This window comes from Streptomyces sp. NPDC004539 (assembly GCF_040610055.1).
Classification (GTDB): Bacteria; Actinomycetota; Actinomycetes; order Streptomycetales; family Streptomycetaceae; genus Streptomyces.
This window is the reverse complement of sequence record NZ_JBEXLS010000011.1, coordinates 214,441-241,341: the sequence shown is the minus strand read 5'-3', so window position 1 is coordinate 241,341 and position 26,901 is coordinate 214,441. Positions and strand designations below refer to the sequence as shown.

20 protein-coding genes and 1 tRNA gene are annotated in these 26,901 nt (G+C 72.3%); 12 read left to right on the top strand and 9 right to left on the bottom strand.

The window, feature by feature from the left end:
* Position 1: 1 nt before the first annotated feature.
* Positions 2 to 3,493, top strand: coding sequence for a helix-turn-helix transcriptional regulator (locus ABZX85_RS24050; protein WP_355872122.1), 3,492 nt, complete (start codon positions 2 to 4; stop codon positions 3,491 to 3,493).
* A gap of 17 nt (positions 3,494 to 3,510) precedes the next feature.
* On the opposite strand, the gene ABZX85_RS24045 is transcribed toward ABZX85_RS24050, so the two are convergent.
* From ABZX85_RS24045 to ABZX85_RS24030, 4 genes are all read right to left on the bottom strand, one after another.
* Positions 3,511 to 3,687, bottom strand: a complete 177-nt coding sequence (locus ABZX85_RS24045; RefSeq protein ID WP_355872120.1) for a hypothetical protein — start codon at positions 3,685 to 3,687, stop codon at positions 3,511 to 3,513.
* A 141-nt stretch (positions 3,688 to 3,828) separates the two neighbouring features.
* The gene (locus ABZX85_RS24040) at positions 3,829 to 5,178 is read right to left on the bottom strand and encodes a M1 family metallopeptidase (RefSeq protein ID WP_355872117.1); all 1,350 of its coding nucleotides are present in this window, start codon (positions 5,176 to 5,178) and stop codon (positions 3,829 to 3,831) included.
* Between the two features lie 65 nt (positions 5,179 to 5,243).
* The gene (locus tag ABZX85_RS24035; protein WP_355872114.1) at positions 5,244 to 9,086 is read right to left on the bottom strand and encodes a Pls/PosA family non-ribosomal peptide synthetase; all 3,843 of its coding nucleotides are present in this window, start codon (positions 9,084 to 9,086) and stop codon (positions 5,244 to 5,246) included.
* A 270-nt stretch (positions 9,087 to 9,356) separates the two neighbouring features.
* A tRNA-Leu gene (locus ABZX85_RS24030) sits at positions 9,357 to 9,441 on the bottom strand.
* Positions 9,442 to 9,626: 185 nt separating this feature from the next.
* Here ABZX85_RS24030 and ABZX85_RS24025 point away from each other — a divergent pair.
* The 3 genes from ABZX85_RS24025 to ABZX85_RS24015 all read left to right on the top strand — a co-directional run bounded on the left by ABZX85_RS24025 (position 9,627) and on the right by ABZX85_RS24015 (position 12,465).
* Entirely contained in the window at positions 9,627 to 10,952 is a 1,326-nt protein-coding gene (locus ABZX85_RS24025) for a M20/M25/M40 family metallo-hydrolase (protein WP_355872112.1), read from the top strand.
* A gap of 132 nt (positions 10,953 to 11,084) precedes the next feature.
* Complete coding sequence (chpH, locus tag ABZX85_RS24020; protein ID WP_010350369.1) at positions 11,085 to 11,318, top strand: chaplin ChpH; 234 nt, start codon at positions 11,085 to 11,087, stop codon at positions 11,316 to 11,318.
* Positions 11,319 to 11,439: 121 nt separating this feature from the next.
* Positions 11,440 to 12,465, top strand: a complete 1,026-nt coding sequence (locus ABZX85_RS24015; RefSeq protein ID WP_355872109.1) for a chaplin — start codon at positions 11,440 to 11,442, stop codon at positions 12,463 to 12,465.
* 214 nt (positions 12,466 to 12,679) lie between these two features.
* Here ABZX85_RS24015 and ABZX85_RS24010 read toward each other — a convergent pair whose 3' ends face one another.
* On the bottom strand, positions 12,680 to 12,868 hold the full coding sequence (locus tag ABZX85_RS24010) for a DUF5703 family protein (RefSeq protein ID WP_355872106.1): 189 nt from the start codon (positions 12,866 to 12,868) through the stop codon (positions 12,680 to 12,682).
* Positions 12,869 to 12,915: 47 nt separating this feature from the next.
* Here ABZX85_RS24010 and ABZX85_RS24005 point away from each other — a divergent pair, with 47 nt between their 5' ends.
* A complete protein-coding gene (locus ABZX85_RS24005) occupies positions 12,916 to 13,623 on the top strand; it encodes a hypothetical protein (RefSeq protein ID WP_355872104.1) in 708 nt (235 codons plus the stop codon).
* A gap of 108 nt (positions 13,624 to 13,731) precedes the next feature.
* On the opposite strand, the gene ABZX85_RS24000 is transcribed toward ABZX85_RS24005, so the two are convergent.
* Together ABZX85_RS24000 and ABZX85_RS23995 are read right to left on the bottom strand one after the other, a co-directional pair.
* Positions 13,732 to 16,266, bottom strand: a complete 2,535-nt coding sequence (locus ABZX85_RS24000) for a helix-hairpin-helix domain-containing protein (RefSeq protein ID WP_355872101.1) — start codon at positions 16,264 to 16,266, stop codon at positions 13,732 to 13,734.
* Positions 16,263 to 17,249 (bottom strand): aldo/keto reductase, encoded by a 987-nt coding sequence (locus tag ABZX85_RS23995; protein ID WP_355872099.1) that lies wholly within the window; start codon positions 17,247 to 17,249, stop codon positions 16,263 to 16,265. The genes ABZX85_RS24000 and ABZX85_RS23995 overlap by 4 nt, the downstream gene beginning before the upstream one ends.
* A gap of 158 nt (positions 17,250 to 17,407) precedes the next feature.
* On the opposite strand from ABZX85_RS23995, the gene ABZX85_RS23990 reads away from it, so the two are divergent.
* Both ABZX85_RS23990 and ABZX85_RS23985 read left to right on the top strand, forming a co-directional pair.
* The gene (locus ABZX85_RS23990) at positions 17,408 to 18,463 is read left to right on the top strand and encodes an LLM class F420-dependent oxidoreductase (protein ID WP_355872096.1); all 1,056 of its coding nucleotides are present in this window, start codon (positions 17,408 to 17,410) and stop codon (positions 18,461 to 18,463) included.
* 733 nt (positions 18,464 to 19,196) lie between these two features.
* Positions 19,197 to 19,979, top strand: a complete 783-nt coding sequence (locus ABZX85_RS23985; RefSeq protein ID WP_355872093.1) for a ferritin-like domain-containing protein — start codon at positions 19,197 to 19,199, stop codon at positions 19,977 to 19,979.
* 93 nt (positions 19,980 to 20,072) lie between these two features.
* On the opposite strand, the gene corA is transcribed toward ABZX85_RS23985, so the two are convergent.
* Positions 20,073 to 21,065: a magnesium/cobalt transporter CorA gene (gene corA, locus ABZX85_RS23980; protein WP_355872092.1), complete on the bottom strand. Its 993-nt coding sequence runs from the start codon at positions 21,063 to 21,065 to the stop codon at positions 20,073 to 20,075.
* 62 nt (positions 21,066 to 21,127) lie between these two features.
* On the opposite strand from corA, the gene ABZX85_RS23975 reads away from it, so the two are divergent.
* From ABZX85_RS23975 to ABZX85_RS23955, 5 genes are all read left to right on the top strand, one after another.
* Positions 21,128 to 21,811, top strand: coding sequence for a histidine phosphatase family protein (locus ABZX85_RS23975; RefSeq protein WP_355872089.1), 684 nt, complete (start codon positions 21,128 to 21,130; stop codon positions 21,809 to 21,811).
* 91 nt (positions 21,812 to 21,902) lie between these two features.
* Positions 21,903 to 22,493 carry a DUF3090 domain-containing protein gene (locus tag ABZX85_RS23970; RefSeq protein ID WP_355872087.1) on the top strand — a complete coding sequence of 197 codons (591 nt, stop codon included), beginning with the start codon at positions 21,903 to 21,905 and terminating at the stop codon, positions 22,491 to 22,493.
* Positions 22,457 to 23,290 (top strand): SCO1664 family protein, encoded by an 834-nt coding sequence (locus ABZX85_RS23965; RefSeq protein ID WP_355872085.1) that lies wholly within the window; start codon positions 22,457 to 22,459, stop codon positions 23,288 to 23,290. The genes ABZX85_RS23970 and ABZX85_RS23965 overlap by 37 nt, the downstream gene beginning before the upstream one ends.
* A 112-nt stretch (positions 23,291 to 23,402) precedes the next feature.
* Complete coding sequence (gene mshC / locus ABZX85_RS23960) at positions 23,403 to 24,632, top strand: cysteine--1-D-myo-inosityl 2-amino-2-deoxy-alpha-D-glucopyranoside ligase (RefSeq protein WP_355872083.1); 1,230 nt, start codon at positions 23,403 to 23,405, stop codon at positions 24,630 to 24,632.
* 219 nt (positions 24,633 to 24,851) lie between these two features.
* On the top strand, positions 24,852 to 25,823 hold the full coding sequence (locus tag ABZX85_RS23955; RefSeq protein ID WP_355872080.1) for a superoxide dismutase: 972 nt from the start codon (positions 24,852 to 24,854) through the stop codon (positions 25,821 to 25,823).
* Between the two features lie 37 nt (positions 25,824 to 25,860).
* Here ABZX85_RS23955 and ABZX85_RS23950 read toward each other — a convergent pair whose 3' ends face one another.
* Positions 25,861 to 26,781 carry a PAC2 family protein gene (locus tag ABZX85_RS23950; RefSeq protein WP_355872077.1) on the bottom strand — a complete coding sequence of 307 codons (921 nt, stop codon included), beginning with the start codon at positions 26,779 to 26,781 and terminating at the stop codon, positions 25,861 to 25,863.
* Positions 26,782 to 26,901 lie beyond the last annotated feature (120 nt).

The window sequence follows — 26,901 nt, the reverse complement described above, 5'->3', positions numbered from 1 at the left end:
GGTGTCCGGCAGCGACCCGGTGGCCGCGTTCTGGCGACCGCTGAAGGCGGAGGTGCGGAAGAGCGGCCTCAGCCAGAAGGAGGTGGCCCGCGAGCTCGCCCTCAGCCCGTCCGCCCTCTCCGAACTCCTCAACGGGCACCGCGCGAAGGCACCGGACTGGGATGTGGTGCGGAAGCTGGTCCGGCTCGTCGGCGGTGAAGTCGGGTACTGGCGAAAGAGACTTGAGGAGCTGGAGGTCGAACTCGACCGCACCGAGAGGGATTCGCCGGGGCGAAGCACGGGGCGGCTGCCTGTCGGCTGTGTGGTCTGCGACAGCGGCGACCACTTGGGGAGCCGCTATGACTACGGGGTCTACGGCATGCCGGTACCGGACGACCTCGACGGCATCTCCCGCGTCCTCGCCGGACCGGACGACCGCCTGATCGCCGAAGCCGAGTCCGTCAACCGGACCGAACTGCGGTCGGACTCCGAACTCGCCGCGTTACGCCACCGGTTCGACGGTGTCGTACGACGGCTGCTGACCGGCCTGAGGGGCAAGGTGCGCGGTGCCTGCGGTAGCCACCGGGCGCTGCTGCTGCACGCGGCGCACCGCCTGCTGGTCGTGGACGCGTGCTTGAACGGGCCCATCCTGGGGTGGAGTTGGCCGAGCTTCGAACTCAACCACGTCATCGACGTGACCCTGTCCGACAGCGTGCTCACCTCGGCTCCGTTGTCTGTCGAGGACGTGTCGTACACCTGCCATCACTCCTGGGCCTTCGAGAGCTACGAGCGGGTCGCCCTGGCGCTGGACATCAACCCTCGCCTGGCCACCGAGACGGCCACTCTCTACGAGACCCGCCTCGTCGAACTGGCCGCAGAATGCCCGGAGTTGTACCTCTGGACCACCTTGCGAGACGGCCCTGAGGCGGCGGGAGCCCTGCATGCCTGCCCATCCGACACCGCGCGCGAGGAACTTGAGGGCCTCTACAGCGAACTACGCGCACAGACCAGGGGACTTGATGGCCTGGAGAACCTCCTGCGGGTCTTCGCCCGAGACCCGGAGCCTGCCGGGTGGCCCGCCTGCCTCGCCACGATCCACCGCAACGAACTGCGCCACTCGATCTCCTCGGTCGGCGAGGGCATCGCCGGCCCGCGCATCCCCCGCCTCGCCCAGGGATACGTCAACCCGGCCTTCCGCATCGCCGTTCACGGCAACGACAGCCGACCGCACGTGGACGCCTGGTGGAACACCCGCCCCCTCCACCAGGAGATCCAGGGCTTCCTCGCCGGTCACCTCTCCGGATTCCCCACACCAGACCGGCCGTTGATCGTCCTGGGCGACCCGGGCGCGGGCAAGTCACTACTGACCAGGCTCCTCGCCGCCCGCCTCCCGCCCTCCGACTACCTGCCGATCCGTATCGAACTCCGTGACCTCCCGGCCGACATCGGCATCCTCGACCAGATAGCCCACGCCCTGCGCGCCCTCACCCACCGAGAGGCCACCTGGTCGACCGTCACCCGATCCTCGCCGAACGTCATGCCGGTACTGATCTTCGACGGCCTCGACGAACTCCTCCAGGCAGGCGGCGACCACTACCACTACCTCGACGACATCGCCGATTTCCAGCGCCGGTCCGCGGACAACGGCCGCCCGGTCGCCGCGATCGTCACCAGCCGCACGGTCGTCGCCGACCAGGCGAGCATCCCGCTGGGGAGCGTCGTCATCCGGCTGGAGCCGTTCGACGGGCCACGCATCGCCCGCTGGACCCGGACCTGGCACCGGTGCAACACGGGCCGCCCCCGCCTGCTCGACCTGGCGGCCAGCTACCCCGAACTCGCGCCCCAGCCCCTGCTGTTGCTCATGCTCGCGCTCTACCACTCCGTCGAACCCGACCCCGGCGACACGGCCACGATGAGCCGAGCCACCCTCTACGAACGCCTCCTGAGCCTCTTCGTCCGCCGCCAGATTGCCAAACTGGAACCCCGCCTCCGCCCAGACCTCCTTGAGCGGCGGACCGAGGACGAACTCGACCTGCTCTCGGTGATCGCCGTCGCCATGTTCAACCGGGGCCGCCAGGGCGTGACCGGCGAGGAGGCCGAACACGACCTCGCTCATCTCCGCGCCCCCGACAACCACCTCACCGCTCCCGAACCCCGGCTGCTCTTCGGACGGTTCTTCTTCATCCACGAGGCACGAGCGAGGTTCGACGGGGGAGAGGAACGGCTCTGGTACGAGTTCCTGCACGCGACCTTCGGGGAGTACCTGGTCGCACGGAAGATCGCCCGCTCCCTGGACCACCCGGCCCTGCTGTTCGCCCTCCTGTCCTCCGTGCCGCTCACCGACCGGGCACGGATCATCGACGACCTGCGCGATCTGGCGCCGTCCGTGAAACGCGTCCAGGAGCTTTTCCCCCGGGCGCTGTTCGCGGTGGACGGCGACATCGGATACGCGACCGGCCCGGTCACCGTCACCTACCGCCACGCCTGCTACAGCGCGAACCTCCTGCTGCTGGCGCTCGCGCCGGGAACCCCTCTCCACTTTTCCGAGGTCGCGGGGGAGGCGTCCCCTCCGGGCGAGAGGTGGCGTGCACTGGCGACGCTGTGGAAGTCACAGTTCTCGGCAGGCACATGGGACGCCTTCACCCGGGCCGTGCGAACGACGCCGGTCCAGAGCCAGGGAACGCCGAATTCTGACATCGTGATCCAACTGGGAGACCCGTACGGCGCGGAGCCGGCCGTGTCCCGGCGCGTGCTGGCCCTCCACGACCCTGACATCGAGGAGTTGGTGGACCCGGCGCTGCCCGTGTGGGAGGCGGTGGGGGGTCTCACGGGTTATATGGAGGAAGACACCAAAGGGCGGCTCATCTCCCGGGCACACGACCTGGTCGCTCTCCTGCTGGCCCCGCCTGCACCGCACGGGGACCTGCCGGCCCGGTACGAGCGATGCCTGCGCGACATGGACGAGATCCCCATGCTGCTGGACGGGGTTCGCTATCACGGCGCGATCGCCCACCGCCTCACTGCCGAGAGCGAACGACTCCCCGGACCCTTCGTGAGCGATGCGCTGTGGCAGCTGGTAACTTGCGAATTCGAGGGCGAGACGATGGCGGACGAAACCCGCATCGCCCTCCTGGCCTGCGCCTGCCGTCAACGGTCCCGCACAGGCACCGACAACTCCCTCGACACCGTGATCGCCACCTTGCTGGGAGTCCCTCCGGTGCGCATCCACCTGCCGGCGGCAGCCCGCACTGGACCGGTCCTGTCGGCCATCCTCACCTCCCTCCAAGAACCCCCACTGAACCGCCCCCTCACCCTCCTCCTCAAAACCGCCATCCGCCTGGACCTCCACCACTGGTGCACCCACCACGCCGTCAACATCCTCAACACCCTCGACGCCCCCTCCTGGCACCTCCTCTCCGCAGCCGACGCCGAATACCTCCACCCCATCCTCGAAAGCGCCGCCCCTGCCCTGGCCCGCCGCCTGGCCACCCCCGGACAGGGCCGACACCCCTGACCCGCCGACCCGCGCTCTCAGTCCCCCACCACCCGGTCCAGCCGCTCCGCGAACCACAGAGCCACCGCCCCGGTCACCACGTTCCCCACCCCGCCGAGCTGCCCCCAGGCCTCGACGGCACCCCCGGCGACCGACCCGGCCACCACCGAAACCCCCATGATGACCGCGCTCCGCAGACTGACGATCTTCCGCATCCCGTCCTCCAGGACTAGTAGGTGCCCCCACCTTCGCGAACCCGCCAAGGCCACCCACGAAACCCCGAAGACTCCCGAACCGAACGCCGAACCCCCAGCTCAGCGCCCCGCCCCCCGGAACCGCCCCCGAACAACGCCGAACTACGAGGGCAGCGGCGGCACAGGAGGCATGGCCGGGAATTCAGGCAGCGCGGCCCCATAGACCCACGCGTCGAACAACTCGTCCACAGCCCCCCCGGCGAACCGCCCCACGTGGGCGACGAACGTCGACGTGGTCACCGCCCCACCCCGGTGCAACCCCGCCCACCCCCGCAACATCGGAAAGAACGCCGAGTCCCCCAGGGCGCACCGAATCGCGTGGATCGCCACCCCACCCCGTTCGTACAGCCGATCGTCGAACATGTTCTTCCGCCCGGGATCGGCGAGCCGCAGATCCTGGGGCAGCCCGGCCAGCAACCGATGCGCGGCGGAGGCGAGTTGATGGGCGCTGCGCCCGCCGGACCGCTCGGACCAGAGCCACTCGGCGTACTTGGCGAGCCCCTCGTTGAGCCAGATGTGCCGCCAGTCGGCGACGGAGACGCTGTTGCCGAACCACTGATGGGCCAGCTCGTGGGCGATGAGGCGCTCCGAACCCCGCGCGCCGTCCACGTGGTTGACGCCGAACAGGGACAACCCCTGTGCCTCCACCGGCACATCGAGCTCCTCCTCGGTGACGACCACGGCGTACTCGTCGAAGGGGTACGGGCCGAACACCTCCTGGAAGAGCTCCATCATGGCCGGCTGCCGCGCGAAGTCCCGGGAAAAACGGGGGAGCAACTCGGCCGGAATGTGCCCGTGCTGGGGCACCCCGCCGACCCCGAGGTCACCGAGGAGGACGGTCTGGTACTTGCCGATGGCGAGCCCGACGAGATAGCTGGAGGTGGGGGCGGGCTGGTCGTAGACCCAGGTGGTGGTGGACGCCCGGGTGGTCCGCGTGAGCAGCCGGCCCCCCGTGACCACGGAGTACGCGGAAGGCACCGTCACCGACAGCAGGTACGCCGCCTTGTCGGCGGGCCGGTCGTTGCAGGGGAACCACGACGGCGCCCCCACCGGCTGGCTCGCGACGAGCGCCCCGTCCCCCAGCTCCTCCCAACCGATCCCGCCCCAGGGGCTGTTGACCGGCTTGGGATTCCCGGACCAGTGCACCTCGACGGTGAACGCGGCCCCGCCCCGCACGGACTTGGGCGGCCGGACCCGCAACCGCCCGCCCCGATGGGTGTATTGGGCCTGACGCCCGTCGACCCGGACCCGGCCGACCCGGAAGTCGGCCAGGTTCAGATGGAATTCGGTGAGCGCCCCCCGCCCCGCGATCGCGTTGATCCGCGCCGTCCCGGCCAGCCGGTTCGGCCCGGGACGGTAGTCCAGCGTGATCTCGTAGCGATGCACGCGGTAGCGAGGGTCGCCGTTGTCCGGGAAGTACGGGTCCGGCCCCGCTGCCTGCTGAACTGCCACTACCGCGTCCGCTCCCTGCGCCGTGCCACTCGAACCGCCGCCCATGGAGACCGAGCGGCGTGTGCTCACGGGCGCCACGCCTCGATCGGGTTGCCCAGCCAGCGGGTGTCGTCGGGGACGGACTCCGCGGCCATGACGAGCGACGCGGGACCCAGTGTCGTACGGGCCCCGATCGTGCTGCCGGGCAGCACGATTCCGCCAGGGCCCAGTGTGGCGCCCTCACGGAGTACCACAGTATCCGTCCGCAAGATCCGGTCGTGGAAGAGGTGAGTCTGGAGAACACAGCCCCGGTTGACCGTCGAACCCTCCGCGAGGGTCACGAGATCGGCCTCGGGCAGCCAGTGCGACTCCAGCCAGACCCCCTTCCCGATCCGCGCGCCCAGCCCCCGCTGGAAGGCCGTCATGACGACCGTCCCGGGCACCGCCCCGGCCAGCCACGGCACGGCGACGACCTCGACGAACGTGTCCGCCAGCTCATTGCGCCACACGAAGGAGCTCCACAGCGGATGCTCCCCGGCCCGGTGCCGCCCGACGAGCGCCCACTTCGCGACGACCGCCAGCAGAGAACCCAGCACCCCCGCCCCGAGCAGCACGACGCCGCCCGCGAGGAACGCCCACGGCCCCAGCAGGCACAGCGCGGCCACGACCAGCACCGCGACCCCGGCCGAGCAGAACACCGGCACGATCCGGCACAGCTCGACCAGCCCACGCGCCCACAGCAGCCGCGCCGGCGGGTCGTACGTACGGCTCTGGTCGCCGTCCGAGGCGCTGCGCGGCAGCTTCACCGGCGGCAGACCCAGGTACGAGCTGCCCTTCTTCGCCTTCTTCGGCGTCGCCGACAGCACCCCGACGAGCCCGCCCTCCGGCACGGACCGCCCCGGCGCCGTCATCCCCGAGTTCCCGAGGAACGCCCGCCGCCCGATCTCGGCCCGCCCGATGTGCACCCAGCCGCCACCCAGCTCGTACGGCGCGGTCAGGGTGTCGTCCGCGAGGAACGCGCCCTCACCGACCGTCGTCAGACTCGGCAGCGCCAGCACGGTCGACACCTCGGCGCCGCGCCCGATCCGCATCCCGAGCGCCCGCAGCCACACCGGCGTGACCAGCCCGGCGTACAGCGGGAACAGCGTCTCGCGCGCCTGGTCCATCAGCTGCGTCACGGTCCACGCCTGCCACCCGACCCGGCTGTGCGTCGGATACGTCCCCTCCCCGAGGCGCAGGCTCAGCAGCCGGACGCCCGCCAGGATCAGGAACGCGTAGACGAGCCCGTACGCGAGGGTCGCCGGGACGAGCGCGTACAGGACACCCGGCCACACCGCGCCGCCGGGGCGCACGAACACCGACGCCACCAGCAGCGCGACGGCCGCCGCGGCCACCGGGAGCAGCCCGAGGGCGCCGCCCGTCAGGCCGTACATGAACCGCCAGTACGTGCCGCGCGCCGGGCGCTCCTTCGGCCAGCTCCGCTTCGCCTTGCCCAGCTTGACCGCCGGGGCACCCGCCCAGCGCTGGCCCGTCGGGACCTGCCCGGCGACGGCCGACCCGGGGGCCACCTCGGCGCGCTTCCCGACACGGGCGCCGGGGAAGAGGATGCTGCGCGTGCCCACGACGGCGTGCGCGCCGATCTTCAGGGCGCCGATCTCCAGCCGGTCCCCGTCCAGCCACCAGCCGGACAGATCGACCTCGGACTCGACGGCCGCCCCACGCCCCAGCTTCAGCATGCCCGTCACCGGCGGCAGCGAGTGCAGGTCCACCTCCGGACCCACCTTCGCGCCCAGCGCCCGCGCGTACCGCTCCAGCCACGCGCCCGTCAGCGAGGTCGCCCCGCTGAACTCCGCCAGCCGCTCGGCCGTCCACAGCCGCAGATGCACACTCCCGCCGCGCCGGTACCGGCCCGGCCGCACCCCGCGCAGCAGCAGCCGCGCACCACCCGCCGCGATCCCCAGCCGCCCGGCCGGGGAGAACAGCAGCAGCGCGACGACGGCGATCAGCCACCACGGCGCCGTCGGCAGCCACGCGTACCCCGGCAGCAGATTCCCGGCCGCCGCCAGCACCGTCGTCCAGCGCAGCCCTGTCAGGGTGAACAGCGGCAGCAGCACGAGGAGTTGGATCACCTGCGCGCGCACCGGCACCGGCGTGATCACCCGCGCCGCGCCGTCGTCCTGCGCCGACTCCTCCAGATGCCGGGCGAGTTTGCGCAGCACCGGCTGCTGATAGATGTCCAGGACGGCGGCGGTCGGATACCGCTCCCGCAGCCGCGTCGTGAGCTGCGCGGCGGACAGGCTGCCACCGCCTATGGCGAAGAAGTCGTCGGAGGCACTGGTGACCGGAGCCCCCAGCACCTCGGTCCACTGCTCGGCCAGCCACGCCTCCGTGCCGTACAACTCCTCCTTCACCAGCGAGGTTTGCAGGTCGGGCAGCGGCCACGGCAGCGCGTTGCGGTCCACCTTCCCCGAGGTACGGGTGGGGAGTTCGTCGACCGGCGCCAGCAACGGCACCAGCGCGGCCGGGAGTTCGGCCCGCAGCCGCTCCACGGCGGCGGCCTGGTCCCAGCCCTCCTGCGTCACCACATAGCCGACCAGCAACTGGTTCCCGCTGCGCGCGGTCCGTACGGCCGCGGCCCCGCCGGCCACCCCGGGCAGCGCCTGCAACGCGGCGTCCACCTCGCCGAGTTCGATCCGCCGGCCGCCCAGCTTGATCTGCTCGTCGGCCCGCCCGAGGAACAACAGCCCCTCGGGATCGGCCCGTACGAGGTCACCGCTCCGGTACGCCCGCTCCCAGCCCAGCGATTCGAGCGGCGCGTACTTCTCGGCGTCCTTCTCCGCGTCGAGGTACCGCGCGAGACCGACCCCGCCGATCACCAACTGCCCGGTGCCGCCCATGAGTACGGGCTCGCCGGCGTCGTCCACGACCGCCAGCTCCCAGCCGTCCAGCGGCAGCCCGATCCGGATCGGCTCCTCGCCGGTCAGCAGCGCGGCACACGCCACGACCGTCGCCTCGGTCGGACCGTACGTGTTCCACACCTCCCGCCCCTCGGTCACCAGCCGCTGCACCAGCTCGGGCGGGCACGCCTCCCCGCCGAAGATCAGCAGGCGTACGTCGTTGAGGGTCTCGGGCTCCCACAGTGCGGCGAGCGTCGGCACCGTCGAGACGACGGTGATCTCCTGCTCCACCAGCCACGGCCCGAGATCGGCGCCGCTGCGGACCTGGGAGCGGGGCACGGGGACCAGGCAGGCGCCGTACCGCCAGGCGAGCCACATCTCCTCGCAGGACGCGTCGAACGCCACCGACAGGCCCGCCATGACCCGGTCACCGGGCCCGATCGGCTCCTCGGCGAGGAACAGCCGCGCCTCCGCGTCCACGAACGCCGCGGCGCTGCGGTGCGAGACGGCGACGCCCTTGGGCTTCCCGGTCGACCCGGACGTGAAGATGATCCACGCGTCGTGCCCGCCCCCCGGCCGCCCCGCCGGGGCGCTCTCGCCCTCCCGCACGGTGATCGCGTTCCCGGCGGTGAGCACGGCCCGCACACCGGCCTCGCCGAACACCAGGTCGGCCCGCTCGTCCGGGTCCTCCGCGTCCACCGGCACATAGGCGGCGCCCACAGCGAGGACGGCCAGGATCGCGACGTACAGATCGTTCGTGCCCGACGGCACCCGTACGCCGACCCGGTCGCCGAGCCCCACGCCCGCCTCCGCGAGCCGCCGCCGCGTCCGCTCCACCTCGGCGGCCAGTTCGCGGTAGGTCAGCTGGGTGTTTCCGTCGTCGAGCGCGGGCTCGTCGCCGTAGAACCGCACGGTGCTGTCGAAGATGTCGACGAGCGTGCGCGCCGGGGCGGCAGAGCCTCCCGAGAACCGCGCGAACGCCGTCTCCTCCTCCGCCAACAAGGCCGTGCTGACCTCGTGTATGGCCGCCATCAGGTCCCTCGCGTCTCGTTCCCGGAAACCTCCGGGGCGCTGGCGGGCCCGCAGGTATGCCTGGGGTTGTCCGGCTCCAGCCAGTAACAAGCCGGAAATTTTAGTACGACGCTATGGATCAACCGGTTCGACGGCCACCGGAGAGAGCCGTTCGAGCCACCGACCGGTGCCCCCGGCACCGCTCTGACCTGCATGATCTTGGTGCCGGAGAGAGATCCAACACATCATGCGAAAAGGCCCCGACCAGGTGGTCGGAGCCTTCGCTCACAGTGTCCGAGGGGGGACTTGAACCCCCACGCCCGATAAAGGGCACTAGCACCTCAAGCTAGCGCGTCTGCCATTCCGCCACCCGGACAGGGTGTGTGTTCCGCGCGGGTTTCCCCCGCGGCGACGTCGTAAACATTACCAGGGTTTCCGGGGTGCTCGATCACGGGTGGATCGGCGTGAACGGTGTGTGACGAGGCGGGAGCGGTCTTGGGCACGGGAGGCGGGGGAGGGAGGATGAGGGGAGAGAGAAGACCGGCAGTGGGAGGCAGAGGCGTGAGCGAGACGGGCACGGACGGGTACGTCAGGGGCGAGGACGAGGTCGTCGACCTCTGTTCCGAGCTGATCCGGTTCGACACCAGCAACTACGGCGACCACTCGGGGCCGGGGGAGCGGCAGGCCGCCGAGTGGGTCGCGGAGAAGCTCGCCGAGGTCGGGCTCGAACCGGAGATCTTCGAGTCGCACCCCGGCCGCGCCTCGACCGTGGCCCGGATCGAGGGCGAGGACCCCTCCCGGCCCGCGCTCCTCATCCACGGCCACCTCGACGTCGTCCCCGCCAACGCGGACGACTGGACGCACCACCCGTTCTCCGGCGAGGTCGCGGACGGCTGCGTCTGGGGCCGGGGTGCCGTCGACATGAAGGACATGGACGCGATGACCCTCGCGGTCGTCCGCGACCGGCTGCGCAGCGGGCGCAAGCCGCCCCGGGACATCGTCCTCGCGTTCCTCGCGGACGAGGAGGCGGGCGGCACGTACGGCGCGCGCCACCTCGTCGACAACCACCCCGGCCTCTTCGACGGCGTCACCGAGGCGATCAGCGAGGTCGGCGGATTCTCGTTCACCGTCAGCGAGCAGCGGCGGCTGTATCTCATCCAGACGGCCGAGAAGGGCATGCACTGGATGAAGCTCACCGTCGCTGGGACGGCCGGGCACGGCTCGATGATCCACCGCGACAACGCGATCACCGAACTCTCCGAGGCCGTCGCCCGCGTCGGACGCCACAAGTGGCCCGTCCGCGTCACCAAGACCACCCGCGCCTTCCTCGACGAACTCGGCGACGCCCTCGGCACGCCCCTCGACCCGGAGGACATGGAGGCGACCCTCGCCCGCCTCGGCGGCATCGCCAAGCTGATCGGCGCGACCCTCAGCAACACCGCGAACCCCACCCAGCTCGGCGCCGGCTACAAGGTCAACGTCATCCCCGGCGAGGCCACCGCGCACATCGACGGCCGCTTCCTGCCGGGCCACGAGGAGGAGTTCCTCACCGACCTCGACCGCCTCCTCGGCCCGCGCGTACGCCGCGAGGACGTCCACTCCGACAAGGCGCTGGAGACGTCCTTCGACGGCGCCCTCGTCGACGCCATGTCCGCCGCGCTGCTCGCCGAGGACCCCACCGCCAAGGCCGTCCCCTACATGCTCTCCGGCGGCACCGACGCGAAGTCCTTCGACGACCTCGGCATCCGCGGCTTCGGCTTCGCGCCGCTCAAGCTGCCGCCGGAGCTGGACTTCGCGGGGATGTTCCACGGCGTCGACGAGCGGGTCCCGGTGGACGGGCTCCGGTTCGGCGTACGGGTCCTGGACCGGTTCATCGACGCGTCCTGAGGATTCGGCTGCCCGTTCGGCCTCCCCCCGGACGGGTGAATCGGACCATACGCTCGTAGCCCCAATGGCCCCTCCTCGTTACTGGTCATGCGGCCCGCACCTTGGGCCGCTTGCCAACTAGGAGGAATACCCATGATCAAGAAGGTCGTCGCCGCCGCGGCTGCCACGGGCGGTCTCGTTCTCGCGGGCGCGGGTCTGGCCGTCGCCGACGCCGGCGCGCAGGGTGCCGCGGTGGGCTCCCCGGGCGTCCTGTCCGGCAACGTCATCCAGGTCCCCGTGCACGTTCCGGTGAACGTGTGCGGCAACACGATCTCCGTGATCGGCCTGCTGAACCCCGCCTTCGGCAACACCTGCATCAACAAGTGACGCCACCCCGCTGAGGGGGGCGTCCACACGCCGTACCGGCCCCGGAGCGCGCGCCATGCGCTCCGGGGCCGGCCGGTTTCGGGAACCAGCGGACATCAGTGAGGCGAAGGCAGGGATCAGGATGCGACAGGTCACCCGCAAGGGGCTCATGACCGTGGCGGCGGCGACGGGGGCGATCGCCGCGGCGGGCGGGGTCGCGCACGCGGACTCCGCGGCGGGGGGTGCGGCCGAGGGGTCTCCGGGCGCGCTGTCCGGGAACACGGTCCAGGCGCCGGTGCATGTGCCGGTCAACGTGTGCGGGAACACCGTGGACGTGGTGGGGCTGCTCAATCCGGCGATGGGGAACGCTTGCCGGAACGGGGGCGGGGGGAAGGCCGGGGGTGGGTACGGGGGCTCCGGGGGGTACGGCGACTCCGGCGGGTACGGGGGTTCTGGGGGGTACGGGGGGTCCGGCTCGCACGGTGGGCACGGCGGTCATGGCGGGTACGGAGAGCACGGCGGGCAGGGCGCGTCCGGGGGCTCCGGGGGCGCGCACGCGGGCGGTCACGCCGGGGGGTCGCCCGGGGTGGGGTCCGGGAACCACGTACAGGTGCCGGTCGATGTGCCGGTGAACCTGTGCGGGAACAGCATCGACGTCGTCGGGATCGCGAATCCGGCGTTCGGGAACGACTGCGGGAACGGGGGGTCGGGGTATCCGGGGCATCCCGGCAATCCGGGTAACCCGGGGAATCCGGGGAATCCCGGGGGGCCGGGTGGGCCTGGCGGTCCCGGGGGTCCGGGGAATCCGGGCGGCCCCGGTGGGCCTGGCGGCCCTGGAGGTCCCGGTGGGCCTGGTGGTCCTGGCGGTCCGGGGAATCCCGGTGGTCCCGGTACGCCGGGGCATCCCGGTACCCCCGGCACCCCGGGCAACCCCGGCACCTCGAACCCCTCCGGCCCCACGCACCCGACGCACCCCACCACCCCCACCCACCACAACCCCCCGAACCACACCCCTCACACCACCCACCTGTCCGCCCAACCCCCCACCCTCTCCGGTGAACTGGCGAGCACCGGTGCCGAACTCCCCCTGGGCCTCGCCCTCCCGGCCGGCGCGGGGATGCTGGTCGCGGGCGCGGTGCTCTACCGCCGCAAGCGCGCCTCGGCCTGACCGGCGAGCCTCAGCCGACGGCGATCTTCGGCCAAGCTGAGGCAACGACCTTAAAAATCACGGCAAAACACTCCAGAGCGCGACAACTGCCGTGAAACCGCGGAGGTGATCCCGGACACAGGGATCACCGCCCGCCGAAAGCGCGACGGAGCGGGCCCCGACCCGGCGGGGCCCGCTCCGTCGTCTCGCCCGTCTCCTTCGTCCGCGTCTCAGCTCACCACGTGGCCCGTGCCTGGCGGATGATCCGCCTCCGCAACCGCACTCTGCGGCTGCCGTCCCGCATGAGGCTCAGACGGTGCAACTCCCAGTGTCCGTACTCGGCATGGTCCGTCAGCAGGCGTGCCGCCTCCTTGCGGGAGACCCCGCGAGGTACGTACACGTCGACAAATTCGTATTCCGGCATCGCATCTATTGTGCGGGCTGGGGCCTCGTACGGATAGCGTCTGCACTATGTCTGATGCTGCGCAGCCCACCGCTGCCGAGGTACGCGCCGCCGCCGAGGCGGTGAAGACCGCGCTCGACCGCCACCTGGACGCGGTCGAACGCCGGTCGGGGGAGGACGACCCGGCCGTCTACGAGGCGTTCAACGAACTGGCCGCTGCGGCGGAGACGTACGACGAACTGCTCTACGACCGGTACGACGAGGTCACCCCCTTCGAGATCCCCGGCACGGACGACTCCCTGCCGCCCTACGCGGGCCCCGAGGAACCGAGCGCCCTCAGCGTGCTCATCCGGCGCGACTACGCCGTCGCGGAACCCCAGCGGCTGCTCGCGCAGGCCCAGCGGGTCGAGGCGGCGGAGTACGACGGCGGCGAGGACACCGCGAGCACCGTCCACGGCGCGCTCGGCATCCTGTTCGGCGAGTACGAACCCGACGAGATCGCCTCCCGGCACAAGGAGTTCGGCCTGGAGGAGGGCGACTCCACGCTCTGGGTCGTCGCCGCCGAGGACCCGGCCGACCCCGGGGAGTGGCTGGAGGCCCCCTTCGACCAGGCCGACCCCCAGCGGGTCGTCTGCCGCTTCGACGTCAGCGCCGTCTTCGACGAGGAGGCGGAGGACGAGGACTTCGAGCTGGACGACGAAGCCGACGACGAGGCCGACGAGATCGAGGAGGCCGAGGAGGACGACCTGGAGCCGCTGAACGCGGACCGGCGGTAGCGGGAGTTCTTGTCGAGGGGCGTCTCGTCGAGCGGCGTCTCGTTGAGGGGCGTGGAGGGGAGGTTCCCTCCGCGCCCCTTTCCCGTCGGCCCGCCACCGCCCGCCGTACTACCCCGCCGCCACCGGCACCTGGCCGCGCAGCAGCACCGGCAGCCGGGTCGTCCTCGGCTTCGGGAGGACCTCGGCGACCGCGCGCGGCAGGGCCTGTTCCACGCCGTGGACGACCGACAGGTGCCGCTCCGGGCGGCCGAACGCCGTGTACACCCACGGCCGCGACAGCCCCTGCGCCGCGTCCCCCGGCAGCACCACGACCGCCGCCGGCCAGCGGCCCCCCGCCGCCTGGTGCGCGGTCAGCGCCCAGCCGTGCCGCACACTCTGCTCGACCCGGTCCTTCGGTACGACGACGGCGGCACCCGCGCAGGTCAGGCGCAGGCCGTCCGCGTCGGCGCCCACCACCCGGCCTGGGACACTGCGCCCCGGCGCGGGGGAGTAGGCGACGAGGTCACCGGGGTCGAACCCGGCGAACCGGCCGGGGCCGGGGTTGAGCCGCTCCTTGAGGGCCGCGTTCAGCGCACGCGTCCCGGCCGCGCCGCCGTGGCCCGGCGTGATGACGACGGTCTCCTCCGGGGAGACCCCGAACGCCCTCGGTACGGAGTCGGCGACCAGCTGCACGGTGCGGTGCACGGCCTCCCCGGCGTCCCGCACCGGGACGATCACGATCTCCTTGCCGGGGGCCTCCACCTGGTTCAGCTCCCCGATGCCGATCCCGGAGACCAGCTCGCCGATCGGACCCGGGTCCGGCGTCCGCGAGGCGACCTGCGGGCACACCTTCGCGGCCAGCAGGTCCCCGAAGACCCGGCCCGCTCCCGCCGACCACAGCACCCCGGGGTCCCCGCTCAGCACGAGCCGCGCGCCGTCCGGCAGCGACTCCACGACCATCGCGGCCGTCTCGACGTCCAGTTGGGGCGCGTCGAGCAGGACGAGGAGGTCGAGCGCGAAGGCTCCGTCGGAGTCCCGGCCGGGACCTTCGAGACCGGCGAGGAGACCGGGGAGGGTGACGACTGCGGGGGCGGGGGCGGGGGCTGTGGTGTCCGGGTGTCCGTCGGCCGTGTCGCCGTCGGTGGGGTGCGGGATGCCGCCCTCCGGGGTGTGTCCGGGGTGCGGCAGGGACGCGAAACGGTGTCGGCCGCTCGCCGTGTGGCAGGCGGCGACCGCGCGCAGGCCGAGGGCGCGGGCGGCGTCGAGGAGGGCCGCCGGTTCGGTGCGGGACGCCTCGCCGCCGGTGTGCAGGACGAGGCCGTTCGAGGCGACCGCGCGGATCAGTTCGGCGGTGCCTCGCGGGGCCGCCGACGCGGCGGACTCCCACCCGGGGGAGTCGTCCTTCGGCAGCGCGTTGACGATCCGGGCGAGGCCGTCGGCGAGGCTCTCCTCCGCGAGGGCGTACCGCTCAAGGCCGACCAGCACGCGGACGGGACGCTCCTCGTCGTCCTCCTCGGCCTGTGCGGGAGCGGCCCCGGGCTCCTCCAGGGCGTCCTGGAAGACCAGCGCCTCCCCCTCGGCGACGGTGTCCTGCACGGCCTCGTCGGCGTCCGGTACGCCCCGCTGGGCCAGCGCGGCGGTCAGCGCGGGCAGCTCCAGCGCGGTGTGCCCCGCCAGGGCCGCCTGCTCCAGCAGCCACAGCGTCATCGCCCGGCCCCGCCGCTCGTCCGCCGGCCCGCACTCCGCGCCGAGCAGCGCCCGCGCGAACCCGTCGGCCTGCTCGGGCCGCACCCCGGCGACGCGCAGCAGCAGCCAGGGGTCCTCGCGGAGCAGTTCCCCGGCGCCTTCCCCGAGGGCGGTGGCGACCTGCGAGGCCAGCGCCTCCGGTGCGCCGCCTTGGGCGAGGACACCGCGGACGGCGTCGACGAGCTCCGGCGCGGGCAGGCCGGGCCCGCCGAGGGGTTGGGCGACGAGCCCGAGGGCGGCGGTGGCTCCGGGAGTGCTGGTGGCACTGAGGGGGCCGGTGGTGCCGAGAGCCGGGGAGGGACCCGCGCCTCCGACGTCTCCGAGCCCGCCGACGTTCCCCGGGGCGCCGCCACCTCCAGACGCCCCGCCGCCGGCGTCTCCGGTGGTCTCGGGGGGCTCGTACGTGGTGTCACCGCCCCCGGAGGCCGCTCCCGCGCCAGAGTCTCGCCCGGAATCGGCGGCCCCGCGCGCGGGCGCCGTGTACACCTCCGACGGCTTCGCCCCGCCCTCCACGGCCCGTACGGCGGCCAGTAGGTCGGCGGCGGTTCCGCTCAGCTTCCCGCCGCTGGTGATCGGCGTGTTCTTCTCGGCCTTGCGCCGGGCGATCCGCTCCCGCTCGACCTTCTGCGCGGCGAGCTCGGCCTGAGCCTCACTGAGCCCGGGGGCCGCCGCCTCGCCCTCGCCCTTCTGGGCCTCGGCCCCGTCCGCGTCACCTCCACCCCCGCCGGAGTCGCCCCCCACCTCGTCCACTCCACCGCTCGCGCCACCCTCGCCCTCGGCGAGTTCCCGCCCGCCGGACCCGGCGTCCTCTCCGCCCCCGGAGGGCCCCGTTTCCCCGGCGTCGGAACTGCCCGCGTCGGAACCGCCCGCGTCGGAACTGCCCGGTTCGGTCTCCGTGGTCTCCGGGTCCGTGCTCACAGCGTGCTCCAGTCGTGATCGGGATAGCGGTGCACGGGCGCCGACACGTCGTCGAGGGCCCGGCAGATCTCGTCTGGAAGCGTAAGGGCCTCCACTGACAAAGCGGCGCTGAGCTGCTGCGCGTTGCGCGGACCGATGATGGGCGCGGCGACGCCGGGCCGGTCGCGGACCCAGGCGAGGGCGATGTGCAGCGGGGTCACGGCGAGGCCGTCCGCGGCGGTCGTCACCGCGTCGACGACGCGGCTCGCGGTGTCGTCGAGGTAGGGCTCGACGAAGGGGGCGAAGTGGTCGGAGGCGGCGCGGGAGTCGGGCGGGAGGACGGCGCCGCGGTACTTGCCGGTGAGGACGCCGCGGCCGAGCGGGGAGGAGGGCAGCAGCCCGATGCCGAGGTCGATCGCGGCGGGCAGTACCTCGCGTTCGACGCCGCGCTGGAGCAGGGAGTACTCCATCTGCGTGCTCGACAGGCGCGTACGCGTGCCGGGCGCGGCGAGCTGCCAGGTGGCGGCCTTGGCGATCTGCCAGCCGCAGAAGTTGGAGACGCCCGCGTACCGCGCGCGCCCGCTGGAGACAGCGATGTCGAGCGCCTGGAGGGTCTCCTCCATCGGCGTGTGGGGGTCGTAGGCGTGGATGTGCCACACGTCCACGTAGTCCGTGCCGAGGCGGGCCAGCGAGGCGTCCAGCGCGGCCAGGAGATGCCCTCGTGAGCCGTCGAAGCGGCGGTCGGGGTCGGGGACGCTGCCCGCCTTCGTCGCGATGATCAGGTCCCGGCGCGGGACCAGGCCCTCTATGAGGCGGCCCAGCAGGTATTCGGCGTCGCCGTCGCCGTACACGTCCGCCGTGTCGACGAGGGTGCCGCCCGCTTCCCAGAACGTCTTCAAGAGGTCCGCCGCGTCGTGCTCGTCCGTGTCGCGGCCCCAGGTCAGGGTGCCTAGCCCGATACGGGACACGCGAAGGCCGGTGCGGCCGAGATGCCTCTGCTCCATGGACGCCGAGATTACTGGCCAGAACCGGGCGGTGGGTGGCCTGTGGATAACCGAATCCGCAGGTTGTGGATCGCGGGGGCGGTACTCCCGGCCGTACGAGGGCGCGCGCTATGGTCTGTGCACAAGGGACGTTACTGATCGGTAAGGGGATGCGGCCAATGCAGCTCGGGATCAACCTCGGCTACTGGGGTGCCGGGATGGACGGGGACAACCTCGCCGTGGCGCAGGAGGCCGACCGGCTCGGCTACGCGGTGTGCTGGGCGGCGGAGGCGTACGGCTCGGACGCGGCGACCGTGCTGACCTGGGTCGCGGCGAAGACCGAGCGGATCGACGTCGGGTCGGCCATCTTCCAGATCCCGGCCCGCCAGCCCGCGATGACCGCGATGACCGCCGCGACCCTGGACTCCCTCTCGGGCGGGCGGTTCCGGCTCGGCCTCGGGGTCTCCGGGCCGCAGGTCTCCGAGGGCTGGTACGGCGTCAAGTTCGACAAGCCGCTGTCGCGCACGCGCGAGTACGTCGAGATTGTCCGCAAGGCGATGACGCGTGAGCGGCTGTCGTTCGAGGGGGAGCACTGGACGCTGCCGCTGCCCGGGGGGCCGGGCAAGCCGATCAAGCTGACGGTGCATCCGGAGCGCGAGCACATCCCGCTGTACATCGCGGCGATCGGGCCGAAGAACCTTGAGCAGACCGGTGAGATCGCCGACGGCGCGCTGCTGATCTTCCCCTCCGCGGAGCACCTTGAGGACACCGCCCTCAAGCACCTGCGCGCGGGCCGCGAGAAGGCGGGCCTCACCCTCGACGGCTTCGACGTCTGCCCGACGCTCCCGCTCGCCCTCGGCGACGACAAGGACGTCGAGAAGCTCGCGGACACGTTCCGGCCGTACACCGCGCTGTACGTCGGCGGCATGGGCAGCCGCAAGCAGAACTTCTACAACCAGCTGGCCCAGCGCATGGGGTACGAGTCCGAGGCCGCCGAGATCCAGGACAAGTTCCTCGCGGGCGACAAGACCGGCGCGGCAGCCGCCGTCCCCCACGACCTCATCGACAAGACCGCCCTCCTCGGCTCGGTGAACCGCATCGCCGACCGCATGAAGTCCTACGCCGCGGTAGGCGTCACCACCCTCACCCTCGCCCCCGCCGGCTTCACCCTCGACGAACGCCTCGCCTCCCTGAGGGCCGGCGCGGAGGCACTGGAACTGGCGGGCCTGGCGTAGGGGACCGGGAGAACGGGAGCGCCACGCGCGCGTGAGAGCGCAGAGGCTGGGGCCGGTACGACGCCCCCGACCGAGAGCCTCACGCGTGAGGGCGGGTCGGCGGAGGCGGAGCGACGGGCGTTCATGGCGGAGAGCCGCACGCGCGCGCGAAAGCGGGCCGAGAGTCCCGTCCGATCAGGCGCGTGGCCCGGTGAGCCGCACACGCGCGTGAAGCCCCGCCGGGCGCCTCCCCGCCGACCGCCGCTTCAGGCGGTGAGCCGCACGCACGCGTGAAGCCAGGCTCACGGTGCGGCCCCTGGCCCTGCCCCTGGCTCTACGGCACAGCGCGCTCGCGCGCGTAGGGCGGCGTTCGCGAGCCGCACGCGCGCGGGCGAAGGGGTTTCTGGCGCTGCCCCGCCGCCCGCTGGCCCGAGGCCGAGGTGGTCTCTCGGTGAGTCGGCCGAGTGGCGGCCTCTTGCGGGAGGGGCGTGGTCTGGGTGGCGTGAGTTCCGGGGTGTCTGTCGCGGCAGTGTCGTTCCCGGTCGGCCCTCGGAGAGTTTCGCGGCCGTGGTGGGGGCTCGGGGGGTCTTCCCCGCCACGGCCGGCTGTGAGGAACAACGTCGGTGCGGGGGTGGGGTTACGGGGGCGGGGGTACTCGGATGGGCGAGTTGTCCGGGGGAGCTGTTGCGGTGCGTTCCGGATCGCATTTGACTTTTTCTTTGCGAAACCCTGCGGACGCGAAGAGGTGGTCAGGATGCTTTCGGCGAAGAGCCTGTTCCAGGAGATCCTTGCGGACGACGAGTCGTTCCGGCTGTTCTGTTCGATCGCGGCGAGCGGCGAGTCCCAGGGCGGCTGGGAGAACGCGAGGATCGCCGCACTGGTCCCGGAGAGCGAGCGCGCCCTCGCCCCGAAGATCACCCGGCACGGCGCCGACGAGGACAAGCACGGCCGGATCTTCAACGCCCTGATGAGGAAACGCGGCCTGGAACCGGTCCCGGTACCGGCCGACACGGACTACACGATGCTCCTGGAGCACAACGGCATCGGCCTCGCCCACGACAAGCTGAAGGCCGACCGGCCGCTCACCGTCCAGGACGTCGTCACCTACCTCGCGCACAGCAGGGTCACCGAACAGCGCGCCTCGGAGCAGATGGAACTCCTGCGCCGCCACTTCGCGGACCACCCCGACCTCGGTCGCGCCGTCCGGATGATCTCCCACGACGAGGACAACCACCTCGCCTACTGCCACGAGGAACTCCTGCGGTTCGCCCGCGCGGGACACGGCCCGGCGATCCAGCGGACCCTGCGGGAGTGCGCGCTCGCCGAGATCCGCGTCTACCGGGACGTCAGCCTCGCCGTCATGGCCCACATGGGCCGCATCCTCGGCTGGCCGAAGGCGAAGTCGGCGACCCTCGCGGCCGGCATCCACGCCGTCTACGCCTACGAACGCCTCGCCGGCTGGCACCGCATGGTCTCCCTGAAGATGCCGGCCCACCGCAACGCCCTGGGCGGCCCGGCCACCCCCGAGTTCGCCTGAGACCCGGTCACAAAAAAGGCCGAGCCACAAAAGAACCCGAGCCACAAAAAAACCTGAGCCACGAAAAACGCCGGGCCTCAGAAAACCAACCCCCTACAGCCACCCCCGCCGCTTGAACAACCGGTACAGCAGCACCTCAAGCCCCGCCATGATCAGAATCACCGCCGGATACGACCACACCCACCGCAACTCCGGCATGTGCTCGAAGTTCATCCCGTAGATCCCGGCGATCATCGTCGGCACCGCCGCCATCGCCGCCCACGCGGAGATCTTCCGCATGTCGTCGTTCTGCCGCACACTCATCTGCGCGAGATGCGCCGACAAGATGTCCGAGACGAGCCGGTCGAGCCCCTCGACGGACTCGTTGACCCGCGCGAGATGATCGCCGACGTCCCGGAAGAACGGCCGCGACCGCTCGTGGACGAACGGCACGGGCGCCCCGTACGACCCGGCGAGCCGGGTGAGGGGCAGGGCGAGCGGCACGGTGGCCCGCCGGAACTCCAGGACCTGCCGCTTGAAGGTGTAGATCCGCGACGCGGCCCCCCGGGAGTCCCCGCCGTCCGGCGAGAAGACCTCCGCCTCCAGCCCCTCCAGGTCGTTCTGCAACTCGGCCGCGACCTCCAGGTACCGGTCGACGACACCGTCCGCGATCGCGTACACGACGGCCGTGGGGCCCTTCGCGAGGAGCTCGGGCTGCTCGTGCTCCAGCCGGCGGCGTACGGCCGCCAGAGGGGCGCCCTCGCCGTGTCTGACGGTGACGACGAAGCAGTCGCCGAGGAAGACCATGACCTCGCCGGAGGAGACGGTGTCGCTGTCCTCGTCGTATCCCACCGGCTTCAGGACGAGGAACAGCGAGTCGTCGTACACGTCGAGCTTGGGGCGCTGATGGGCCTTGAGGGCGTCCTCCACGGCCAGCCGGTGGAGCCCGAACTCCTCGGTGACGAGCGCGAACTCGTCCGGCGTCGGCTCGTGCAGGCCGATCCACACGAACCCGCCCGAGCCCCGCGCCTCGGCCAGCGCGTCGGAGAAGTCGGCGGGCCCGGCCACCCGGCGCCCGTCACGGTAGACGGCACAGTCGACGATCACGGAGCGTATTCTCCCGCCGCGCGCCCGGCCCCGCACGTGCGCGTACGCCTACCCTGGGCCGCATGCCCACCCTGATCCTCGTCCGGCACGGACGGTCCACCGCCAACACCTCCGGAGTGCTCGCCGGCTGGACACCCGGAGTCGCCCTGGACGACCGCGGCACCGCGCAGGCGGCGGCGCTCCCCGGACGCCTCGAAGGGCTCCCGATAGCGGAAGTCGTCGCGAGCCCCCTCCAGCGCTGCCAGGAGACCGTACGGCCCCTCCTGGAGGCCCGCGGCCTCACCGCCCACACCGACGACCGCATCGGGGAGGCGCACTACGGCGACTGGAGCGGACGCAAACTCGCCGAACTGAGCGGCGACCCCCTCATGGAGGTCGTCCAGGCCCACCCCTCCGCCGCCGCGTTCCCCGGCGGCGAGTCGATGCGCTCGATGCAGACCCGCGCCGCCGAGGCCGTACGCGAGTGGAACGCGCGCGTGGAGCGCGACCACGGCGAGAGCGCCGTCTACCTGATGTGCTCCCACGGCGACATCATCAAGGCGCTCGTCGCCGACGCCCTCGGCCTGCACCTCGACCTGTTCCAGCGCATCTCCGTCGAACCCTGCTCCGTCACGGCGATCCGCTACACCCGGCTGCGCCCCTTCCTCGTGCGCCTCGGCGACACCGGCGACCTGACCTCCCTCGCCCCCCGCGAGGAACCGCCCACCGGGGACGCGACCGTGGGAGGTGGTGCGGGCGCACCGTGATCGTCGCCCGCAGTAGGGTGAAGCGGTCCGCACAGCGCGCGCCCGCGCGCCCGGACGTATCCGAACTCACGACTCCCACTGGAGACAGGACGTGTCCCGTCAGGTGTTCCTCTACGACCCGCCGGACCGTTTCGTGGCCGGCACGGTCGGACTGCCCGGACGCCGTACCTTCTTCCTCCAGGCCGTCGCCGGCTCCCGGGTCACCAGCGTGTCGCTGGAGAAAACCCAGGTGGCCGCGCTCGCCGAGCGTATGGACGAACTGCTGGACGAGGTCGTGCGCCGCAGCGGCGGAAACGCCGCCGTGCCCGCCGTCGCCCCCGCCGAGAACCCCGACACCCGCCCCCTGGACTCACCCGTCGAGGAGGAGTTCCGGGTCGGCACCATGGCCCTCGCCTGGGACGGCGACGAACAGCGCATGATCGTCGAGGCGCAGGCCCTCGTGGAGCTCGACGCGGACTCCGAGGAGGACCTCGCCGAGGCGGAGGAACGGCTCCTCCAGGACGAGGAGAACGGCCCCCCGATGCTGCGCGTCCGGCTCACCGGCGCGCAGGCGCGCGCGTTCGCCAAGCGCGCCCTGGACGTCGTCAACGCGGGCCGCCCGCCCTGCCCGCTGTGCAGCCTGCCGCTCGACCCGGAAGGACATGTATGTCCGCGCCAGAACGGATACCGGCGAGGGGCGTGACGACCGTGGAACCCGCGGACGCGCTGCTCCTGGCGCGCGGCGAGCTGACCGTGCGCGGACGCATCGGCGACGCCTCCAACGCCGCCCTGTACTGCACGGTGGCCCACGACGGCCGTGAGGCGGCCTGCGTGTACAAGCCGGTCGCCGGGGAACGGCCCCTGTGGGACTTCCCCGACGGCACCCTCGCCCAGCGCGAGGTCGCCGCCTACGAGGTGTCCGCCGCGACCGGCTGGGGACTGATCCCGCCGACCGTCCTGCGCGACGGCCCGTACGGCGAGGGCATGTGCCAGCTGTGGATCGAGGTGTCGCCCGAGGCCGAACTCCTCGCCCTGGTCGACGCCGAGGAACCGGAGCCGGGCTGGAGGGCCATCGGGTTCGCCGAGGTCGGGGAGGGCAGGACGGCGCTCCTCGTGCACGCCGACGACGACCGGCTGCGCCGCCTCGCCGTCCTCGACGCCGTGATCAACAACGCCGACCGCAAGGGCGGCCACCTCCTGCCCACCGCCGACGGCCGCCTCTACGGCATCGACCACGGCGTGACCTTCAACACCGAGAACAAGCTCCGTACGCTCCTGTGGGGCTGGGCGGGCGAGCCCCTGACCGACGAGGCCCACACCGTCCTCAAGGACCTCAGAGGCGCCCTGGAGCCCTCCGGAGCGCTCACCACGACTCTCGCCCCCCTGATCACCCCGGCCGAACTCGACGCCACCCGCGCGCGGGTCGACGCCCTGCTGGCCACCGGGAAGCACCCGGAACCGAGCGGGGAGTGGCCCGCCATCCCCTGGCCGCCCGTCTGACACCCCGAACCCACGCCCCTGCACATCCACCCGATCCGCACAAGACCGCCTTGTCGGCCATCTAGCGCGCTCCGGTTCGTATACCGAACTACGGTCCGGTTACGCTCATGACATGCATGCCTGGCCCGCTTCCGAGGTCCCCGCCCTGCCTGGTCAGGGCCGCGACCTGAGGATTCACGACACCTCGACCGGTGATCTCGTCACCCTCGACCCCGGTCCCGTCGCCCGTATCTACGTGTGTGGCATCACGCCGTACGACGCCACGCACATGGGACACGCGGCGACCTACAACGCGTTCGACCTCGTTCAGCGCGTGTGGCTCGACACCAAGCGGCAGGTTCACTACGTCCAGAACGTCACCGACGTCGACGACCCGCTGCTGGAGCGCGCGGAGCGCGACGGCGTGGACTGGGTCGCGCTCGCCGAGAAGGAGACCACCCTCTTCCGCGAGGACATGACCGCTCTGCGGATGCTGCCCCCGCAGCACTACATCGGCGCCGTCGAGGCGATACCCGGGATCGTGCCGCTCGTCGAACGGCTGCGGGACTCCGGGGCGGCGTACGAACTCGAAGGGGACATCTACTTCTCCGTCGAGGCCGACCCGCACTTCGGGAAGGTGTCCAACCTGGACGCCGCCGCGATGCGCCTGCTGTCCGCCGAGCGCGGCGGCGACCCCGACCGGCCGGGCAAGAAGAACCCCCTCGACCCGATGCTGTGGATGGCCGCCCGCGAGGGCGAGCCCAGCTGGGACGGCGCCTCCCTCGGCCGCGGCCGGCCCGGCTGGCACATCGAGTGCGTCGCCATCGCCCTGGACCACCTCGGCATGGGCTTCGACGTCCAGGGCGGTGGCTCCGACCTCGCCTTCCCGCACCACGAGATGGGCGCCTCCCACGCGCACGCGCTGACCGGCGAGTTCCCCATGGCCAAGGCGTACGTCCACGCCGGCATGGTCGGCCTGGACGGCGAGAAGATGTCCAAGTCCCGCGGCAACCTCGTCTTCGTCTCGCAGCTCCGGCGCGACGGCGTCGACCCGGCCGCGATCCGGCTCGCGCTCCTCTCCCACCACTACCGCGCCGACTGGGAGTGGACCGACCAGGTCCTCGCCGACGCCGAGGCCCGCCTCGCCCGCTGGCGGGCCGCCGTCTCGCGGCCCGACGGCCCCGAGGCCGAGACCCTCGTCGAGGAGATCCGCGACGCCCTCGCGCACGACCTCGACGCACCGGCGGCCCTCGACGCCGTCGACCGCTGGGCCTCCCGCCAGCAGGAACTGGGCGGCACCGACACCGGCGCCCCCGGCGTCGTCTCCCGCGCGGTGGACGCGCTCCTTGGCGTTGCCCTGTAAGGGCAACGCAGAGGCGGACAGGGGCGGTTCCCCGTACCGGCACGTGTCACCGGTACGGGTGACCGCCCCTCTCCGCTTCGACTGCCCCGTCGCCCGCGCCCCGCAAGCTGTCGATGCCCTGTCAACCCCTGTGTCCCGCGCGGCAGTTGTGATGGGGTGGGGTGTCAGTTGACCGCCGGATCGGCCAACTGCCGGTCCCCGTACGCGGAAGGACGCTCCGTGGCACCCACACACGGTTCCTTCGCACACCCCTTCTCCCGCCGCCGGATGCTCACCGCCGGCGCGGCGGCCCTCGGCGCCGCCGCTCTCGGCACGACGCAGGCCCACGCCGGCCCCCACGCCCCCTGGCCCGACCTCATCCCCCTCCCGGACGGCTTCCGCCCCGAGGGCATCGCCATCGGCCGCGCCCCCTACGCCTACCTCGGCTCCCTGGGCGACGGCTCCCTCTACCGCGCCGACCTGCGCACCGGCGAGGGCGAGATCTTCTCCACCGGCCCCGGCACCCCCTCCGTCGGCCTCAAACTCGACGACCGGGGCCGCCTGTTCGTCGCCGGACGCGGCGAGGGCGCCCGCGTCGTCGACGCCCGCAGCGGCGAGATCCTCGCCTCCTACCGGCTCACCACCGAGGCCCCCACCTTCGCCAACGACGTGTTCCTCACGCCGCGCACCGCCTGGTTCACCGACTCCTTCCAGCCCGCCCTGTACGCCCTGCCCCTCGGCCGCGACGGCGCGCTCCCGGCCGCCGACGACGTCGTACGCGTCCCCCTCAGCGGCGCCTGGGCGCAGGTGCCCGGTGAGGTCGTCAACGGGAACGGGATCACGCGGACGCCCGACGGGGCGGCGCTGCTCGTCGTGCAGTCCGGGGTCGGCGCGCTGCACCGGGTCGACCCGCGCACCGGCGTGACCACGCTGGTCGACCTCGGGGACGCGGCGCCGCTCACCAACGGCGACGGGCTGCTGCGCGACGGGCGGACGCTGTACGTCGTCCAGAACCGGCAGAACGCGATCGACGTGTTCCGGCTGGCCGCCGACGGCCGCAGCGGGGTGTTCCTGCGGCGGATCACCGACGCGGACTTCGACGTGCCGACGACGGCCGCCGCGTACAAGGGGCGGCTGTACCTGCCGAACGCGCGGTTCACGACGCCGCCGACGCCCCAGACGGCGTACGCGGTCGTCGCGGTGGCCGCGTAGAGAAAGGGCAGGGGCACCTGATCAGTGCCCCTGCCGCTCAGTCCTCCGACGAATCGTCGTCGTCCCCGCCGCCCGCCTTCGGCGGCCTCGGCGGGCGGGTCTTCTCGCCCGGGTCGCTCGGGTCGCGGCGGCGCAGATAGCGCTCGAACTCGCGGGCGATCGCCTCGCCGGACGCCTCCGGCAGCTCCGCCGTGTCGCGGGCCTCCTCCAGGGTCTGGACGTACTCGGCGACCTCGCTGTCCTCCGCCGCGAGCTGGTCCACCCCGACCTGCCAGGCCCGCGCGTCCTCGGCCAGCTCGCCGAGCGGGATGCTGACGTCGATGAGGTCTTCGAGGCGGTTCAGCAGGGCCAGCGTCGCCTTCGGGTTCGGCGGCTGCGACACGTAGTGCGGGACGGCCGCCCACAGCGACACCGCCGGGACGCCCGCGTGCGTGCACGCCTCCTGAAGGACGCCGACGATGCCCGTCGGCCCCTCGTACTTGGTCTCCTCCAGGTCCATCCGGCGGGCCAGATCCGGATCGGACGTCGTCCCGCTGATCGGCACCGGACGTGTGTGCGGGGTGTCACCGAGCAGCGCGCCCAGGATCACCACCAGCTCCACACCCAGTTCGTGCGCGAAGCCCAGCAACTCGTTGCAGAAAGAACGCCAGCGCATCGACGGCTCGATGCCGCGCACCAGCACCAGGTCACGCGGCTTCTCGCCGCCGACCCGCACGACCGACAACCGCGTCGTCGGCCAGGTGATCTTCCGCACGCCGCCGTCCATGAACACCGTGGGGCGGTTCACCTGGAAGTCGTAGTAGTCCTCGGCGTCCAGCGCCGCGAACACCTCGCCCTTCCACTCCCGCTCCAGATGCATGACGGCGGTGGAGGCGGCGTCGCCGGCATCGTTCCAGCCTTCGAACGCGGCCACCATGACTGGGTCGATCAGCTCGGGAACCCCCTCCAGCTCGATCACCCAGCGCCTCCTTCCGACGTGCCCTCGCCTGACCACCCAACCTTACGGCGTGCGGCAAGGGCGCCCGCAGCCCCCTTCCACGGGGGAGTGACCGGATCACTGCCCCGTCCGGCGCCCTCG